Here is an 18,487-nt window from a genome sequence, read left to right on the forward strand (position 1 = left end):
GTTGAGGGAAATTACCTAACGTCTGAAAAGAGCAATATTGGGTTTGTTAGGTTTATAGCAATGGTATCAAACTGTATAGAATATTTAAGCCACAAATATGGATTATCATTCTATGAAGTGATTAAAGAGTGTAGTAAAGAACTAATAAAGAAAGGATTCTCGTAATCACACTGTCAGTTACTTGAGTCATTTTTTAATGTTGTAATCAAATTTCCAAATTCCTCAGTACTACTAATGACTTTTATATTGGCATTTGGGTCTTTTTGTTGAGGATCTCCACTACTAAACGAATATTGAATATGTCTCACACCAATATTAAATATCTTAGTTTTCATAGCGTCTCATCAATAAAAACAATACTCCAACTAAAGAAAGAGCAACCACTCCAAAAGGTACTGGTACTTTTGTTATTATTTTATTTCTACCATCTTTATTTGTATAAAAAACTTTAACTGTTATATTATTTATCCCATACCAACTTTCATCCCCAACTGGGGAGGTAGAGATACTAATTGAACCATCGCTCAAAATCTTCGTTGCATTTTCAGCATCAATGGTAAATGTGGTGACACTGGTTGAGGGACGGTCTCCACTTGTATACAACAATCCCACATAGATTTTATCCACCTTAACCTTTACCCCACTAGGGCCACCGGCAGTATTTGCATGATAATTAACATCAGTAGCATTAATCTCTACATCCATACTTTGGATTTCAATTTCACTCAAATTATATGGAAATGTAAAAGTTGTACTATATAGCCTCTTACCCCAATAACCTGATGTAATATAATTAACCCACTCTTCCCCAAAATTGATATTTAACAAAACTAAGAAACAAATAATTAGTAAAGTTGTCAAAATTTTCTTCATAATATCCCCTCACAATTTTTAATCGTTGTGAGAATTTTATTATATTTAGATTATAAAAATTTTTAAAAGAACGGTTAGTTTAAGATTTTAAGTTCAAAGAATACTTACGATTGTAGTTATTGTGAATATTGTTACATCACTCAACTGTTTTATACAACTTTATACAATTATGGTTTTTAATTTTTATGGTTTTGTTTTTGGACAATCCAAATCCTCAGAAAAAATTTTAATATCTATTATCGGTGTTTCATCAAAGGCATCCATTTCCTCAACGTACAACTTACTATCCCCAATTTTTAAAATTTTGACGTTGTAGATGCCAATCGGATTTGGTCTAACTGGTGACCTTGTAGAAAAAACCCCTCTTATTGGATTGTTTATATCGCCCTTTGGATGTACCCTTAATATTTTCCTTTTATCAGGAGTGTCACTTTTATCAAACCACACAAAAACCAAAATTCTCTTTCCTACACTTAAACCATCTAAACCTTCTTTAAAATCTTTAAATATTTCCAAAATTGTTTTATTATCCACTTGTCTAACTTTTCCAATTGGGAATAGTTTGAATTCCATAAAAAACACCTTCATTAAAAATTATTGCATTTTCCAAGAATGTTACCCTTCATATCTATTATTATGCAACTGAAGTTTATCTTCCATCTACTTGATAACCTCTCAACAACCCTCTCTGCTATTGCATTAAAGACATCATACAAAACATCTTTTTCCCTTAAAATTTTCATAATCTCTTCTGTTGTATTTGCGTATAGTATCTTTTTTAATACTTCTTTCTCATTAATAAATAAGGAAGAGTATGCAGTTAAAATTTCATTCCTCGCATCTGCAACCTTTGAATGAGTATCAAAAATTCCTGCAGAGAGTTTTATTATCTTCCCAGCATGACCAAATACAATTATATTTTTAACACCCTTCTCATCTGCCTTATCAAGCATATATCCCCAAAAATTTGAGACCTCAACTATTTGGTCATCCTCCGCATTTAGGAGTTTTTTTGCAAACTTTGTTCCGATATTTCCTGGGGTAAATATTAGTGTTTCATATCCATTTGCAAGTGCTACATCAATTTGGGGAACGAGGGATTCTCTATATGCCTCATTTGACATAGGCCTTACAATTCCAGTGGTTCCAAGTATTGAAATTCCTCCAATAATTCCTAACTTTGGATTTAGTGTTTTTTCTGCAAGTTCTTTTCCTTTAGGGGCAGAGATTTTAACAATAACGCCCTCATCTTCATCCAACAACCTCAATAAATTCTTTTTAATCATTTCTCTTGGTTTTGGATTTATTGCATATTCTCCCTTCTTTATTTGCAAACCATCCTTTGTAACTATTCCAATTCCTTCCCCACCAATAATTTTTATTTTTTTCTCTTTTATCAACTCCACATCAACGATTATCTCTATTCCATTTGTTATATCAATATCTTCTCCAGAATATTTTATTACTGTTGTTTTTACGACATTTTCCCCAATTTTTTCTATTTTTTCTATTGGTATAATTAGTATCTCTCCATTTGGATTTTCAATTTCAACATAATCTAACTTGATATTATTTTTTAGGAAATACAGTCCTGCATAAGCCCCAGCGGCTGCACAGGAGCCAGTTGTATAACCCAACTTTCCTTTTTTTCTAAAATCATAAATCATACTGCCCCTCATTAATTAGTTAATGGAAACCTTTGAAACCCCCCCCTCTTTTCTTACAGTTATTAGAGTATCTGCTATCTGCTCCAATTCTGGATGGTGAGTGATAAGTATCATCTGTGGTATTGTTCTAATACTCTTAAATATATCTACAAGTTTTTTCCTCCTTTCTTCATCAAGATAAACTGTTGGTTCATCCAATATTATGCACTCTATCCTACTTCCAATTAAAACCTTTGCTATCCCAAGCCTCAAAGCAAGAGCAACTGCTATCTGCTCCCCACCACTCAAATTACCAACATTTAAAGTCCCATTTGGAGAATGAACTTTTATATCAAAGTCGTGTGTTAACTCAATATGCGTGTAGGGCAAGTCAAATTCCTCAAATGCCTCATTTGTGTATTTTTGAATTAGTGGTTTATATTTTTCCCTTAGATATCTTTGGAATCCATCCCTTGAAAATACATCCCTAACTTTATCCAAATATTCGATGAATTTTAACAGCCTTTCCCTTTCTCTTTCTTTTTCTTTTAACTTATTTAAATAGTTATTTAATTCCTCCAACTGCTGATTTACATTTTCTATGTTTGTTTTACATTCTACAAGTTCTTTTTCTTTATCTCTTACACCATCTTCCAATTCCTTAAAATCATTTTTAATTTTATTGTGAATCTTTTCATCATAGTTTAAGTTTCTCAATTTGTTATTTAGTACCTCTATTCTTTCCAAAATTTCTGATTTTTCTTTTAATTTCTCATTTAATAAGTTTTCAACATGATTTTTTAATTCCCCCATGTCAACTTTGTATATATGTGATAGATTTTGCAAGATTGCAAGGGCATCTCTGTATTTTTCATAAACTACTTCTATCTCCTTTAATTTTCTTTCTAATGCCTTAAATTTGGTTTCTTTTTCTTTATACTCCCCAACATGCCCAAGTAATGCTAAGATTTTGTTTTCAATATCTTTCAAATCTTCTTTTAACTTTTTCCTCTCTTCAATTAACCTTATCAATTCTTTTATCTTATCAATTTCTGATTTTGTATTTTCTATGCTCGAGTTACAGGTATCTATGTCATAATCCCCTATTATACCCTCCAATCTATTCCTTTCTTCTATCAATTTGTTTTCATCAATATCCTTCAAATATTCATAGGCGGTTAAGTATTTTGTGTAGGTATTTTTTAAGTTGTTTAATTCATTTTTAACCTCTTCATACCTATCTTCTATGCTTTTCCCATCGATAACAAATTTTGATAGTTCCTCTTCAATGACTTTCTTTTCATTTTCTTTCTTTTTAATTTCATCCATTATTCCATTAAGTTGATTTATCTTTTCCTCCAATGTACCTAGTTTTTCTTTTAACTCCCTCCTATGACTTAACTTATTATTTAATTCTTCAATTTCTTTGCTACATTCCAATAATCTTTTGTTGAGATCTTTTAACCTTTCTTCTTCTTCTTTAAGATTTTTTGAATATTCCTCTTTTAACTCTTTTTTCTTTTTCTCATCAATCTCTGAACTACAAACAGGACATCTTCCCCTAACCTTCTCAATTTCACTTAGTGCCTTTTTTAATGCATTTATTTTACTTTTAACCTCTCCAATACTTTCTTGTATTTTGTTCTTTTCTTCGAGTAGTTCATCCATCTGTTTTTCCAAATTATTTATTTCTTTAACTTTTTTTTCTATTTCTTTAATGTTACTTCGACTAATTTCATCCAATAATTCATTTTTCTTTTTGTCCAGGTTTTTTAGATTATCTATAAGGTTGTTGTATTTTTCCTTCAATGTTGTATATGCAGCAGTCATTTTTTCTAAGTCGTTTTTTTCATCCTCAAGTTTTAGATATTTCTCATAGGATTTCTTATTTTCACTTATTATTTGCTTGTGTCTTTCCACCCCATCTAATTTTTCATTTATTTGTTTTAAATTCCTTATGGCCTCTTTAATTTCTTCAAATTTTTTAATTTTTTTATTTAGGGATTCTAATATTGAATTTAAATACTCCAAATCTTCTCCATATTTAAAATTGGAGATTTTAGTTTCTAATTTGTTTATTGTGTTTTTGATGTTCTCCTTTTGCCCAATGAGTTTGTTGTATTTGTCAACACTTCCCTTTAATTCGTTTAGGGATTTTTTTACATTTTCCAATTCTTCTTTTATTGATAGATATTGGTTGTATTTTTCTTTATTTTCTTCAATTGTCAAAGAAACATTTGAAATTGTTTGTAAATCATCTTCATATTTTTTTATTTCGTTTTCTATCCCTTTTAAATCAGATTCGTATTTCTCAAGTTTTGATGTGAATTTTATAAACTTCACTCTTATTTCATCCCAATCTTCCAATTCCTTTTTTTTATCTATTAACTTTTTATTGAGGTTATTGAATTCTTCCCCTAACTTCTCCAACTTAACCTTTAATCCTTCTAATTCCTCACTTTTTTCCATAATGTCTTTTTCAATTTTTTCTTTATTTTTTAACTCCCCCTCAATTAAACTCAATCTTCCCTCAAAGTTATTTATAACTTCCCTCATCGTTTCCCAAGATTTCTGATATTCACCAATACCTAAAAGTTTGGCAATAGTCCTTTCCCTCTCTGCTGGAGATGTATGAATAAGTTCTGCAATCTCTCCCTGTTTAATGTAAATTGAGTTTGTAAAGGTTTTCTCATCAATGCCTAATATATTTTTTATTTCCCTTGTTACTTCATTTGAACCCTTTGCAATGAGTTCATCATTGGCATATAACCTCTCATTTCCCCTCTCCCTAACAACCCTATATATTTTTCCACCAACCTCAAAGGTTAGTTCAACGGATAAGTTCTTTCTCCCCCTTGTAACTAAATCCTCATACCTAAGTCTTGGTCTAAATAAAGCATAATGTACAGCATCAAAAATAGATGATTTTCCACTTCCGTTATGTCCAACAATTACGCTAATACCTTCTTTGAATGTTATTCTGCTGTTAACATGACTTTTGAAGTTCTTCATTTTAATTTCCCTAATTATCATAATATTCCCCTCGCCACTTGCATGAAGTTTTTTTGCATTTTGATATAATAAATTTTTGAAAATTTCATATTATCTATGTTTATATTTTTAGTATTTTTTGATATTATGTCAATAAATAATAATATTTAAATAAAAGGTCGGATAATTTAGAACAAAATCATAAAAAGGTGGGGTGTTTGGATTTTTTAAACCTTTATTTGGTTTCGATAGCATCGATAACATTTGGCTATGTGTTGGCAGAGATACTAAATCAAACTAACTTAATAAAACTTATTGGAAAGAAAACTTCAAAGATAGCAAAAATTGGCATCCATCCTTCTCTATCAACAGTTCCTGCTTTATATTTGGTTAGTCCAAGATTGGCACATACAACTGCAAGTTCTCTACTAAAAAAAGGAGAAATTGACGAATTTGATTTATACATTGCCATCCTTGCATCAAACTTTTCTTTGAGGATAATGTATATTTATAGGTATTATTTACCTGTTTTATTGCCTCTTCTTGGTATTGTTGCATTATATTTTATTGGTTTGAGAATAATTTTTGATATATTCTTATTGTTCGTTGTCATGCTTATTGGGAAAAGAAGGTATAAACACGCAAATCAAAATAATGATTTAAATAATGAATTAAACATTAAATTTTCAAAAGAAGTTTTGAAGGGAGGATTTATTAACGGATTGAAGTTATCTCTCAAATTTATAAAGGTTTTTACGCCAATATTTTTAGTTGTTGTTTTTATGATGAAATTTGGGATTATGGATAAAATAACCAAAGTGCTCTCCCCAATTTTGAAGTTTATTGGATTGGATTCTCTTGGAATAACCTATGTCTCAACTGCAGTATTATCCCCAAGGGTTGCCTATGGGATTGCAAAGATTATGTTGGACTATCATTACTCTATAAATATAGTGTTGGGTTGTATGTTTATCGGAAACGGGCTTTTTGTTTTAACTTATGAGTGGTGGGTAAGAATTTTACCTTATTACGCTGGACTATATCCAAAGGATGTTGCTTTAAAACTTGTAGGCATTCAGGCATTCCTACCCTCTATGTATAGTATTTTTTTAGGTATTTTATTGCTTAAATTATCTTTTTAATAAATTTACAACCTCTTCAATGATTCTATCGGCAATGTTGGTTTTTGAGATTTTTGACAACCCTTCCCAAGATGGTGTTGCATTAACCTCTAAAACCTTCAAACCTTTTCTACCCTCAATCAAATCCACTCCTGCATAAACCAATCCCAAAGCATCCTTTGCCTTTATAGCAAGTTCTTCAATTTCTTCATTGATTTCACATTCCTCCGGTTTTGCATTTTGATGTATATTGGTTATCCAGTTATCTGAAACCCTATACATTGCAGATACAACCTCATCCCCAACAACAAATGCCCTAATATCCCTATAAACATTGTTTGGATTTTTCACAAATTCCTGGATATAAAAAGATCCATATTTTTTCTTGAATTCTGTCAGTTTGTTTAGTTTAGATATTAAGGAGCCACCATTTATTCTTATAATCCCCCTCCCCTGATTTCCAAAAAGTGGCTTTATAACACAATCCTCAAAGGTATTAACCCACTCCAATGCCTCATCTATACTTTCAGTTACAACAGTTTTCGGTTGAGGGATGTTTTTTAAATCCATCAAAAAAGAGCATCTATACTTATTCCCAGCATTTTCTATTCCATCTAATGGATTTATCAATGGGATGTAATGTTCCAGATGCTTCAAAAAATCAAATCTATGAAACATCTCTACTTCATCCCCAATATTCCTAACAAATGCACAATCCAAATCCAGTAGATTTTTGTTATTACACTTCAACCTAAAATCTATATTTATGCCAGATATTATATTGGATGGCTTTATTATTTCAGGTTTTATGCCATTTTTTTCCATAGATTTTTTTAATTCGTTTACAACCCAATCTTTTTCCTCAGATATTATGCCCATCTTCATAATTTCCCTTCGTTTAATTTTATGACTGATAGTGTGATTTAACACTATTATAATTAAAACCAAAAAATAGAAATAGATAGCACTTAAATAACTCGTTAAAAAACGGTGCATCTTTTATGCTAACCACATTCAATAATATACTCACTAATTCTATAAATAGTTTAGGATTTAACTGTTCAGAGGGGTTATCCAAGTTCGCATAGGTTAGAACGCTAACGCTGATAAAAACCATCAAAGCATTTTCAGAGCATATCTCTGGAATTCACAGAAAAACTATCGTTAAAAACCTACAAAAACTATCAGAAAATGAGTTTTGTTTATATGTTCAACTATCTAACCTTCCGATATTTTGGATGACAATAGATTTAAATATACTACAATAATCGATTCAACACTACTAAGGAGATGGGGTGAAAAGGTTTATGGTTGCAATATTCGATATAACTACATCGAAAGACATAGCAAACTATAGTTGTTTGCGAATTTTACTAATTATTTATACTCTAAATTTTTAAATGGTTATATTTGTCTTAAATTTTAAAATAAGTTGTAAATCTTACTAAATTTATTGAAGTATTTTCTAATATTTAACGCAAACAACTATATACCAAGAACAAATAAACACCTGTATTTATCACGAAAAATTATGTGAAATACTTTGTATTTCACTACTCGCTTACTTTGTAAGCGAAAGGGATATATCCCATTTATACTACAATAAAACCACTTAGCAAAAAATCAACAGATATATTTATCGAAATTATTAGATTTCTATTTCACATAGATATCGAGACGGTCGTAGGAGACACTTTTGTAACGACAAAGAAAATTATGAAGGAATCTAAAGAATTGGGAATGGAATATATTGGTAAACTTAGAAGGCAGAGGATATTATAAGCGAGTATATGAAGAGACCGAAGATAGAAGAAAAATATCGAAGAGATAATCGATTTTAGAAATCGAAGGAAACTATCTAACGTCTGAAAAGAGCGATATTGGATTTGTTAGATTTATGGCGATAGTATCAAACTGCATAGAATATTTGATACAAATATGGACTATCGTTTTATGAAATGGTTAAAGAGTGTAGTAAAGAACTAATAAAGAGGGGAATATTGTAATCACACTGTCAGTTATGAAAGGGTTGTTGTTTAAATAATATATAGTTGTCGTTAAATATGTATAAATTAAAAATTTGGAAGGTTTTATAATTTTTTACATTAAAAATGCATAAACAAAATTTTAAAATTTTGATAATAGGTTGAAAACATGAGGAAGATTTTAAGTATTTTTTCAGTTCCGAATCTATGTGATGCAGGAGCGAGGGTTTTGAAGGGGATAAAACCAGTAAATCCCATGCAAAAAATGATTGTTGGGGAAACAGTAACTGTAAAAACATCCCCCAACGACTGGGGAACTGTTGTTAAGGCAATAAAATATGCGAGAAATAAAATAATAGTTGTTGATGCAAATGGAGGAGATATTGCTGTTTGGGGAGGTTTAGCATCAACAAATGCAAAATTAAAAGGAGTTTTAGGTGTTGTTGTTGATGGTGGGATAAGAGATATCGAAGACATAAACACCTTAAAATTCCCTGCATTTGCAAGGTATGTTGTCCCAAATGCTGGGAAACCTTTGGATGAAGGGGAAATAAATGTCCCAATAACCTGCGGTGGAGAGGTAATAAATCCAAAGGATATTGTTGTTGGAGATTGTAATGGCGTTGCAGTTATAAAAAGAGAGGAGTTAAATGAAGTCATTGAGAACGTAAAAGCAATAAAAGAAAAGGAAACAAACATAAAAAACAAAATCTTGAGGGGAATGGACATAGGGGATATCTTAGGATTGAAATAATACTTGGGGGAGAGTATGAAAAATACATTGATATTGATTTTTGATATTTTATTGATGTTTTTAATCCTGTTTTTCTCTCCAATAGATAGTCTGCAGATAAAAGAGGGATTATCTATTTTAATTTTTATCTCAATACTTTGGCTAACTGAGGCATTGCCTTTGCCAGTATCTGCCTTATTTGTTCCAATTCTTGCTGTTCTTTTTGGAATTTTAGATGTTAAGGAGGCATTTAAATCTTTTGCACATCCAATAATATTTTTGTTTTTAGGAGGATTTGCACTTGCATCTGCATTGAGAAAGTATGAACTTGACAAATACATAGCATATAAAATTGTTGGATTTTCAAAAGGAAACTTTAAAGTTGCGAGTTTTTTAATAATGCTAACCACAGCGTTCTTATCAATGTGGATGAGTAATACATCAGCAACAGTTATTATGCTCCCCCTTGCTATTGGATTACTTGGATATGTTGATAAAGATAAAAACAATACCTATCCTTTTTTGCTTTTGGGAATAGCATATTCTGCAAGTATTGGTGGAATTGGGAGCATAATAGGAAGTCCACCAAATGCAATAACAGCGAGTCTTTTAAACATGGGTTTCTTTGATTGGTTTAAGATTGGTTTTCCAATTGCATTAATACTTCTACCTATAGTTTATGCTGTTCTATACCTATATTTTAAACCACAAAATCAAAACATAAAACTTGAAAGTAACTTTAAAATTGAGAATAGAAAATGTGTATTGGTTGGGATTGTGTTTTTGTTTGTTGTGTTGTTGTGGATGATGAGTGAGGAATTATCTGCCTTGTTTGGGGTTGAGAAATATTTTGATAGTATAGTTGCAGTTTTTGGAGTAATTCTTTTATTTTCCCTTGGGTTGATAAATTGGGATGACTTAAATAAATCAGTTGATTGGGGGGTTTTATTGCTATTCGGAGGTGCGTTATCTTTAAGTTATATCTTATCAACAACAGGAACAAGTGAATTCATCTCCTACTTTGTCATAGATGCATTAAATGGCATTCCAACGTATCTTTACATATTTGGCTTGGTCTTATTCTCCATACTAATAACCAATATAATGAGCAATACTGGGGTTGCAAGTGTTCTAATCCCAATCTTAATTACAACTGCACTACAACTAAACTTAAAGCCAGAAGTTATTGCTTTGCCTATTGGGATTTCTGTTTCATGTGCGTTCATACTTCCTGTTGCAACGCCACCAAATGCACTGGTTTTTGGAAGCGGATATATAAAAGAAAAAGATATGATAAGAGCGGGCTTTATTTTAAGTTTAATCTCCGCTATAGTGGTATCGTTAATGTTTACATTCTAAGGTGATAAAATGAAACCCTATGTTATTTCAAATGTTGGAATAACTTTAGATGGAAAATTGGCAACAATAGATAATGATTCAAGGATTTCTGGAGAGGAGGACTTAAAGAGAGTCCATAAGATTAGGAAGGAAGTTGATGGCATAATGGTGGGTATTGGAACAGTCTTAAAAGACAATCCAAGATTAACAGTCCATAAAATAGAGGCAAGGAAGGAAGATAATCCAGTGAGAATTGTTGTTGATAGCAAGTTAAGGATTCCTTTAAACGCGAGGATTTTAAACAAAGATGCAAAAACAATAGTTGCCACGACAAAGGAGGTTGATAAAGAAAAAGAAGAAAAAATAAAAAAATTAACTGAGATAGGGGTTGAAGTAATAAAAGTTGGGAAATATAAAGTTGATTTAAAGGAACTTATGGAAGAACTCTACAAAAGAGGGATAAAAAAGATACTTTTAGAGGGAGGTGGGACTCTAAACTGGGGTATGTTTAAGGAGAATCTTGTCGATGAGGTTAGGGTTTTCATTGCTCCAAAGATATTTGGTGGGAAGGATGCTCCTACTTATGTTGATGGAGAGGGTTTTAGGACTGTTGAAGAGTGTGTCAAATTGGAATTGAAAAATTTTTATAGGTTGGACGATGGACTTGTTTTGGAATTTAAAGTGAAAAAATAAAAAAATCAATTAATTTGATAGTATGTTGAAAGTTTAGTTGGAATACCCAATATTAACACAAATCTTTAAAATTTTAGGATGTATCAATTTCCTCAACGAAAAGTATATATATGAGTATCCCATTTATTAAGTGAATGTGCGGAGGTGGCCCAGCCTGGTACGGCGCGGGACTGCTAATCCCGTTGGGCTTCGCCCAACCCGGGTTCAAATCCCGGCCTCCGCGTTATATATTTGACTATATATATTATTTTTTGTAAATTTAGGTTTTGTATGTAGGATTATTATATGTCATAAATTTATATATTCGAATATAGTGGTAACATGAAACTAAACATTATGCATATTAAAATAGATCATCCATTTTTTATTGTGTTTATTGGACATTTGATTCTGTTTTTGTTTGCCATTCTTTATATAATAATATTTAATCCACCTTACGATATTCAAAACCTTGCAAAAGTTATATTGGTTGTTTTGGGTTATCTAACTGCATTTTATCTGGGAACAAGATGCAATTTAAAAATAGAAAAGGTTCTGATGTTGGTATTGTTTTTTCTGTTCATTTTAATAACCTATGGCTCTTATGCAACAACTAACAACATGTTCCTTTCTTTTCTATATGCAATTTTTGTTATTGGTATTTTGGAGGGGTATTTAAGATACAAAGATAAAATCAATTTTAATAATTTATTTTTATTTATTGGAATATCGTCATTTTTACTGCTAATTTTTATTAAAAAGGGAATTCCACTGTTTAATTATAATATAAGGATGAGTATCGTTTCAGATCCACTGAGGTTAATATCCTCTGGGGCTTTAACTTATGCAGGAATTGGGAAGTATTTTTTAATAGCGTTTGCGATTTTGGTTCTTTTGGGTTATAAAGTACATGTTCTTATTCTATGCGTATCTTATTTAATATATAAGTATAGAAAAAAATTTTTAAATATAAGACAAATGGTAACTTTTGGAATCTTGCTAATTTTGTTTATTGGCATTATGGGAAAGATTATTTTGGTATCTTCAAATCAGGCATGGAAATTGAACTTTATGGAGTTTATTCTTTATAGGGCATATTTTGATGTTATGGTTTTGGAGAAGATTGTGAATTATCCAGAGATGATGCTTGGAAAAATAACCTTTGTTCCAAACGGAGAGAGATTGATTGGAGAGTTGTTGTTTAACTACACTCACAATATAACATCAACAATGTTCGGCCCACTATATTTTGATTTTGGTATTTTTGGAATGGTGTTTGCTTTTATATTGGGGGTGATTAGCAAATTAATATATGAGAAAGGGGATGATAAAATCTATAGCATCTATGCTGGAGTACTGTTGGCAATGTGTGAGGTTGGTATTAATTATGGGTTTTTGATTGTTCTATTAGCATTGTTTTATGTTTCGGGGCGATTAAAAGAAAACTATGGTTGTTTGCGTTGAATATTGAAATGTTAAAACTAAATTTAACTTTAGGAGGACGTCAAAATGGAAGTTAAGAAATTGCCCGAAATAAAGAGGTATCTTGTTCTTATCGTTGATATGGATGATGATGTTGGAAGAAAAGCAAATATTGCCACCCCAATCTTGGGTAGGGAGGATAATATAAAGGCGGCTATAAAGTTAGGCCTTAGTGATCCTGGAGATAGTGATATAAATGCAATTTTGGGGGGGGTTAAGTTATACGACGAATTGAAGAATAAGGGAAAGAATGTTGAAATTGCAACAATTTCCGGAGATAAGGATGTTGAATCTGAAAAATGTGCCTTAAGAATAAAAGAACAGTTAGATTTTTTGATGTATTTGTATGAACCTAATTTTATATATTTAGTGTCTGATGGAAAAGAAGATGAGATGGTATTAAAATATTTGGATTCAAGGGATGTTTTCGTTTGGAAAAAAAGGATTGTTATTAAACAAAATGAATCTCTTGAATCAATTTATTATTTAATACACGAATTCATAAAAAAGACGATGTCTGATTATATTCCATTAATATTCACTTCGGCAGGATTTGCAATGATTTTGTATGCGATATTTTCTGAATTAGGTTGGAGGATAATAGTTGGCTTAATTGGTTTATATATCCTATCTGAAGGTGTTGGTGTAAGGAAATTATTTATAGAAAAAATAAAAAAGGGTGGAGAAGGGATAGAGTTAGGGAAAATCTCTCCAATGGGGACAGTTATCGCTTTACTTATATTGGTTGTTGGTGCATTGTACGCCTATGGTGTATCAAAAAGTGACAATCCGGTAATATTCGCAGGAAACTTTTTATACCACATCTCAAATCCTTTAACACTATCCCTATTTGTATTCATGTTGGGACATTTCATTGATAAAATCATACATTCAAAAGAACCCATATTGAATATACTAAAAAAATACTTCTTCTATACAATATGTCTGTTTATGGCAAGGGAGTTGCTAATAACTTCATCTGAATTTTTGAGGGGAAGTGAAAGTTTTACAATGTTGATGATTCATGCAGTTGTCTACACCTCAATTATAATAATCCTATCAACAATACTATTCACAAAGTCAAGTACACAAGTGGATACAATGTAATCTCATATATTAAAAATTATGGATGATATTATGTTGAGAGTTGTTGGTTATGATGGAGTTGTTAAAGAAATTACATTGGATGATATAAATGAAAAATACACTTTAATATGGATTGATTGTTATGATCCAACTAACGAAGAATTAACAAAACTTTCTAAAAAAATAGAGGTAGATGTGAATGAATTAAGTATTGGGCTTGATGAGCAAGAAGTTCCAAGAGTTGAGGAGGAGGATGAATACTACCTAATAATTTACAAAGCCCCACTTTTTGAAGAGGATATTACAACAACATCCTTTGGTATTTTTATAAAGGACAATATAATATTAACAATACACTCAGATAAGATAAAGGCAATTGGGAGGTTATACAACCTATTAAAAACAAAAAGTCCAAAGATACTGTTTGAGAGAGGAATCGGATTTTTTTTGTATAACTTACTTAACCAAATTACGAGGAGTTATTCGAGGATTCTTTTGAATTTAGAAGATGAATTGGATGTTTTGGAGGATAGGTTGTTAATAGAGTATAACAAGCAAATAACTGAAGAAATCTTGCAGTTGAGGAAGATGCTCGTTTACTTCCACAAGGCATTGATATCAAATAAGGAAGTACTATCAGTCTTAAAAAGAAAGTATCTGCCAATTACCACACAAGAGGACAGAGCAAACTTTGAGGATTTATACTACGATACCTTGCAGTTGATTGATATGGAAACCACATATAGAGAATTGCTTGTCTCTATGATGGACATGTGTCTTTCATTGGAAAATATAAGGATGAACCAAATAATGAAGATTTTGACAATGGTTACAACGCTCTTTGCAGTCCCAATGTGGATTACTGGAATTTTTGGGATGAACTTTAAGTATATGCCATTGGTTGATAGTCCCAATGGATTTTGGATTGTGATGGGGATATCATTACTTGTCCTGTTTGTCCTTGCGTATGTGTTTGGTAGGGAAAAATGGTTCAAGTTGTGGTAACTTGTTAATTTATATTTTTACTATTAAAACTTCCCAAGGTGGTAGATATGATCATCTGGCCAAATTACATAGACAAAAATAAAAGCAGGAAAGAAGGTAGAAAAGTTCCAAAAGATATCGCCATAGAAAATCCAAAATTAAAGGATATAGAAATGGCTTTGAAAAAGATGGGATACAATGCGAAGGTTTATAGGGATAAATGCCATCCAAAAGAACATTGGAAAGTTTGTGGTTATATAGAAGTAGATGTGGAAACTTCAAAACTTCAGTTTTTAAAGAAACTATGTGAGGTTATGAAAAATTAATTAATTTTGACAAACTCCATGCCTTTTTTACTAACAATAATATTTCCCTTCCATTCTTCTTTTGTTTCTGGATAATCTCTCCTATAATGTGCCCCCCTACTTTCTTTTCTCATTAATGCACATCTTGCAACAATCTCCCCAACAGTTAGCATATTTTTTAATTCAAAGTATTTCTGAACTTCAATATCTCCATTTATAGCAATTTTTTGGTTTTTTAGTTCATCTATTTTTTTGATTGCTGTTTTTAATCCATTCTCATCCCTTATAATTGAGACACAATCCCACATGATATTTCTTAGATTGTCGATTAATTCATAAACATTCTCGCCATTTCTATTTTCTCTTTGTATTTCATTTTGTATTTTTTCAATATCTTCCTTAACCTTATCCATAACATCTGCAAAATTGCATAGTTTTTCAGCAAATTTTCTCGCTGATTTTCCAGCAATTGCTCCAAAAACCTGAGTATCTGCTAATGCGTTCCCTCCTAATCTATTTGCCCCATGAATTCCTCCTGCAACTTCCCCACATGCAAATAAACCAACCATATTAGTTTCACATTTTTCATTTATTCTAACTCCTCCCATAAAGTGATGGGCAGTTGGAGCAACTATCATTGGCTCCTTCCTTATATCAACACCAACATCCAAAAATTGTCTTAACATTGTTTCCAATCTCTCCTCAATAATCCCATCATCTAAATGAGAGACATCCAAATAAACTCCGCCATTTACTCCTCTACCCTCTTGTATCTCCGTATATATTGCCCTTGCTACAACATCCCTTGTAGAGAGTTCCATCCTTTCCTTATCATACCTTGCCATGAATCTTTCCTTATTTTTGTTATATAGTATCCCCCCTTCTCCCCTAACTGCCTCGGTGACTAAAATACCACTCCCAACCATTCCAGTTGGATGGAATTGAACCATCTCCATATCAACTAACTCAACCCCTTCATTATATGATATTGCAAAACCATCTCCTGTTTTTTGGATTGGGTTTGAGGTTATTGGATATAATTGCCCTGCCCCTCCAGTTGCTAATATAGTTGCCTTTGCATAGATTGGGAAAATCTCTCCACTCTTCAAATCTAAAAATATTGCCCCATAGCACCTATTATCCTTCACTATTAACTTTATTGCCATAACCTCTTCTAAAATCTTTATTTTCTCCAATTTACATATATACTCCATGAGTCCACTCATTATTTCATGTCCAGTTCTATCTCCGCTATAGCATGTTCTATTAAAACTCTGCCCACCAAATGGTCTTTGGGCAATAGTCCCACCCTCATTTCTATCAAAAATACATCCAAACTTCTCCAAATTTTTAAGTTCTTTTGGAGCATTTCTTATAAGAATTTCCACGAGTTTTGGGTTATTTATAAATCCTCCTCCTTTCATGGTGTCATAAAAATGCTTCTCAAAACTATCATCTGGATTGAAAACAGCATTATAACCTCCTTCAGCCATAACTGTGCATCCACTTTTCCCAAAGAGACCTTTAACTGCTATAATAACATTTTTATTTCTACATTCAATCGCCGCTCTACCTGCTCCTCCTCCACCACCGATGATTAAGACATCAGTTTGCATTCTATCACCAAATTATTTAATTATTTATTTAAATATTTTAATATTATTATTTACAAAATTTTCAAAGTCCATTTCATCAGTATATTCTTCTATTTTTTCAATAGATTCCATAATATCTTTTAAATACAATTTATAATCCCTCGACATATTCTACCTCATCTAAGATATATTTTTTTTAGTTCTTTTCTTATATCATCCCTAATAACCAAATCAACTTTTTCTAAATAAATCCTCTAAAAAGAATTTCAAACCCTATGGTTATCAAAATAATTCAACCAATATATCAACATCTGAGGGCATCTTTTTGATCATCTCTAACATAAGAACCAAATAAACCACCTTCTTTTAACTCCGGAGGATTTAATTTTATCTTTATTTTTTATCAATAATTTTAAAATTTCATTTTTATTCATAAAAACCACCAAAATAAAAAATAATATAACTCAACAACAAGAATTCAAAACAATAAAAACTTCTCTTTTATTTTATTTATATTTTATTTAATATATTCCTTCGTTATTATCAACCTATCTGTGCATGTAAAGCATGGGTCGCAACTTGCTATGATTAATTCTACATCAGTTACATGATAACCCTTTAAAATCTCCTCCATCGCTGCCAAATTTGTTGCTGTTGGCGTTCTAACCTTTGAATGCATTACTCTGCCTTCACTATCTAAACCATAGGAATGATACACTTGCCCTCTCTGTGCTTCGTTATAGCAATCTATTGGTTTAAATGCATGCAACTCATAATCTCCATTGTAAATTTTTTCTGGTAGTTGAGGGAGGGCTTTTAATGCCTGCCTCAATATCTTAATACTCTCAAAACATTCATAAAACCTCACTGCAATCCTTGACAAAACATCCCCATCATCAAATAAAACTTCCTCAAACTCAAATGGATCATACTCCTCAACATATCCCATTTTTCTCATATCACTTTTTATTCCACTTCCCCTTGCTGTGGGTCCAACTGCATGGTATTTTGCTGCAGTTTTTCTATCCAAAACACCAATATTCTTCATCCTTAAAACGAGCATTGGGTCATTTAACGTCCTCTCTATAAATTTTTTTAATTTTTCTTCAAATCTTTCCAACCTCTCCAAAATTGTCGGGATTTGGCTATCTTTTATGTTACATCTCGGTCTTATTCCCCCAATAATTGGGCATGAATAATGCACCCTACTTCCACTTATATCAAAGAGTGTCTGCATTATTGGTTCTCTAAGCATAAATGCCCTCATTGACATTGTTTCATGTCCAAGAACTTCAAAGGCATGCCCAAACAATATCGTATGGGAATGCAATCTCTCTAACTCCTCAATAATAACTCTGATGTAATTTGCCCTCTCTGGAACCTCTATGTTGCATCCTCTTTCAACAACCCTAACTGAATTCCATACGTGTATATGGGAACAAATCCCGCAGATTTTCTCAGTTAGGATGTTTGCCTTCTCAACTGGAAGACCTTCCATTAATCTCTCTATACCCCTATGGTTAACTCCTATTGTTAATTCAGCATCTTTAATAACTTCATCTTCAATAAAAAGCCTCAATCTATGGGGTTCGAGCATTGTTGGATGAACAGGACCTATTGCTATCTCTCCTTCATACATGATATCCCAATTAAATTTTATAATGATTAATAATGAT

At 31.6% G+C, this 18,487-nt stretch carries 17 protein-coding genes and 1 tRNA gene; 9 read left to right on the forward strand and 9 right to left on the reverse strand.

What is annotated here, in order from left to right:
• Nucleotides 1-173: 173 nt before the first annotated feature.
• The 5 genes from METFODRAFT_RS10865 to METFODRAFT_RS04220 form a co-directional block, all read right to left on the reverse strand.
• Entirely contained in the window at nt 174-335 is a 162-nt protein-coding gene (locus METFODRAFT_RS10865; protein ID WP_007044299.1) for a hypothetical protein, read from the reverse strand.
• Entirely contained in the window at nt 325-873 is a 549-nt protein-coding gene (locus METFODRAFT_RS04205) for a hypothetical protein (protein ID WP_007044300.1), read from the reverse strand. The genes METFODRAFT_RS10865 and METFODRAFT_RS04205 overlap by 11 nt, the downstream gene beginning before the upstream one ends.
• Nucleotides 874-1,056: 183 nt before the next feature.
• Nucleotides 1,057-1,446, reverse strand: a complete 390-nt coding sequence (gene tsaA, locus METFODRAFT_RS04210) for a tRNA (N6-threonylcarbamoyladenosine(37)-N6)-methyltransferase TrmO (protein ID WP_007044301.1) — start codon at nt 1,444-1,446, stop codon at nt 1,057-1,059.
• Nucleotides 1,447-1,460: 14 nt separating this feature from the next.
• Nucleotides 1,461-2,540 (reverse strand): cobalt-precorrin-5B (C(1))-methyltransferase CbiD, encoded by a 1,080-nt coding sequence (gene cbiD / locus METFODRAFT_RS04215; protein ID WP_007044302.1) that lies wholly within the window; start codon nt 2,538-2,540, stop codon nt 1,461-1,463.
• A gap of 15 nt (nt 2,541-2,555) precedes the next feature.
• Nucleotides 2,556-5,552: an AAA family ATPase gene (locus METFODRAFT_RS04220; RefSeq protein ID WP_007044303.1), complete on the reverse strand. Its 2,997-nt coding sequence runs from the start codon at nt 5,550-5,552 to the stop codon at nt 2,556-2,558.
• A 167-nt stretch (nt 5,553-5,719) separates the two neighbouring features.
• Between METFODRAFT_RS04220 and METFODRAFT_RS04225 the strand changes: the two genes are divergently transcribed.
• Nucleotides 5,720-6,652, forward strand: coding sequence for a hypothetical protein (locus METFODRAFT_RS04225; protein WP_394296032.1), 933 nt, complete (start codon nt 5,720-5,722; stop codon nt 6,650-6,652).
• Here the strand turns inward: METFODRAFT_RS04225 and mptN are convergent.
• Nucleotides 6,641-7,516, reverse strand: a complete 876-nt coding sequence (gene mptN / locus METFODRAFT_RS04230) for a tetrahydromethanopterin:alpha-L-glutamate ligase (protein WP_007044305.1) — start codon at nt 7,514-7,516, stop codon at nt 6,641-6,643. The genes METFODRAFT_RS04225 and mptN overlap by 12 nt on opposite strands.
• Before the next feature lie 1,269 nt (nt 7,517-8,785).
• Between mptN and METFODRAFT_RS04235 the strand changes: the two genes are divergently transcribed.
• The 8 genes from METFODRAFT_RS04235 to METFODRAFT_RS04270 all read left to right on the forward strand — a co-directional run bounded on the left by METFODRAFT_RS04235 (nt 8,786) and on the right by METFODRAFT_RS04270 (nt 15,237).
• A complete protein-coding gene (locus tag METFODRAFT_RS04235) occupies nt 8,786-9,370 on the forward strand; it encodes an RraA family protein (protein ID WP_007044306.1) in 585 nt (194 codons plus the stop codon).
• Nucleotides 9,371-9,385: 15 nt separating this feature from the next.
• Nucleotides 9,386-10,708, forward strand: a complete 1,323-nt coding sequence (locus METFODRAFT_RS04240; RefSeq protein WP_007044307.1) for an SLC13 family permease — start codon at nt 9,386-9,388, stop codon at nt 10,706-10,708.
• A 9-nt stretch (nt 10,709-10,717) separates the two neighbouring features.
• The gene (locus METFODRAFT_RS04245) at nt 10,718-11,380 is read left to right on the forward strand and encodes a 2,5-diamino-6-(ribosylamino)-4(3H)-pyrimidinone 5'-phosphate reductase (protein WP_007044308.1); all 663 of its coding nucleotides are present in this window, start codon (nt 10,718-10,720) and stop codon (nt 11,378-11,380) included.
• A 138-nt stretch (nt 11,381-11,518) separates the two neighbouring features.
• Nucleotides 11,519-11,603 (forward strand) — tRNA-Ser (locus METFODRAFT_RS04250).
• 98 nt (nt 11,604-11,701) lie between these two features.
• Nucleotides 11,702-12,823 (forward strand): oligosaccharide repeat unit polymerase family protein, encoded by a 1,122-nt coding sequence (locus METFODRAFT_RS04255; protein ID WP_007044309.1) that lies wholly within the window; start codon nt 11,702-11,704, stop codon nt 12,821-12,823.
• Nucleotides 12,824-12,868: 45 nt separating this feature from the next.
• Nucleotides 12,869-13,948 carry a DUF373 family protein gene (locus tag METFODRAFT_RS04260; protein ID WP_007044310.1) on the forward strand — a complete coding sequence of 360 codons (1,080 nt, stop codon included), beginning with the start codon at nt 12,869-12,871 and terminating at the stop codon, nt 13,946-13,948.
• A gap of 30 nt (nt 13,949-13,978) precedes the next feature.
• Complete coding sequence (gene corA / locus METFODRAFT_RS04265) at nt 13,979-14,932, forward strand: magnesium/cobalt transporter CorA (protein WP_007044311.1); 954 nt, start codon at nt 13,979-13,981, stop codon at nt 14,930-14,932.
• Nucleotides 14,933-14,979: 47 nt separating this feature from the next.
• On the forward strand, nt 14,980-15,237 hold the full coding sequence (locus METFODRAFT_RS04270) for a signal recognition particle subunit SRP19/SEC65 family protein (RefSeq protein WP_007044312.1): 258 nt from the start codon (nt 14,980-14,982) through the stop codon (nt 15,235-15,237).
• On the opposite strand, the gene tfrA is transcribed toward METFODRAFT_RS04270, so the two are convergent.
• From tfrA to METFODRAFT_RS04280, 3 genes are all read right to left on the reverse strand, one after another.
• The gene (gene tfrA, locus METFODRAFT_RS04275) at nt 15,234-16,832 is read right to left on the reverse strand and encodes a fumarate reductase (CoM/CoB) subunit TfrA (RefSeq protein WP_007044313.1); all 1,599 of its coding nucleotides are present in this window, start codon (nt 16,830-16,832) and stop codon (nt 15,234-15,236) included. The genes METFODRAFT_RS04270 and tfrA overlap by 4 nt on opposite strands.
• Before the next feature lie 24 nt (nt 16,833-16,856).
• Complete coding sequence (locus METFODRAFT_RS11710; RefSeq protein WP_007044314.1) at nt 16,857-16,979, reverse strand: hypothetical protein; 123 nt, start codon at nt 16,977-16,979, stop codon at nt 16,857-16,859.
• Between the two features lie 349 nt (nt 16,980-17,328).
• On the reverse strand, nt 17,329-18,450 hold the full coding sequence (locus tag METFODRAFT_RS04280) for a hydrogenase large subunit (RefSeq protein WP_007044316.1): 1,122 nt from the start codon (nt 18,448-18,450) through the stop codon (nt 17,329-17,331).
• Nucleotides 18,451-18,487 lie beyond the last annotated feature (37 nt).

This window comes from Methanotorris formicicus Mc-S-70 (genome assembly GCF_000243455.1).
Lineage (GTDB): Archaea > AGJL01 > Methanococci > Methanococcales > Methanococcaceae > Methanotorris > Methanotorris formicicus.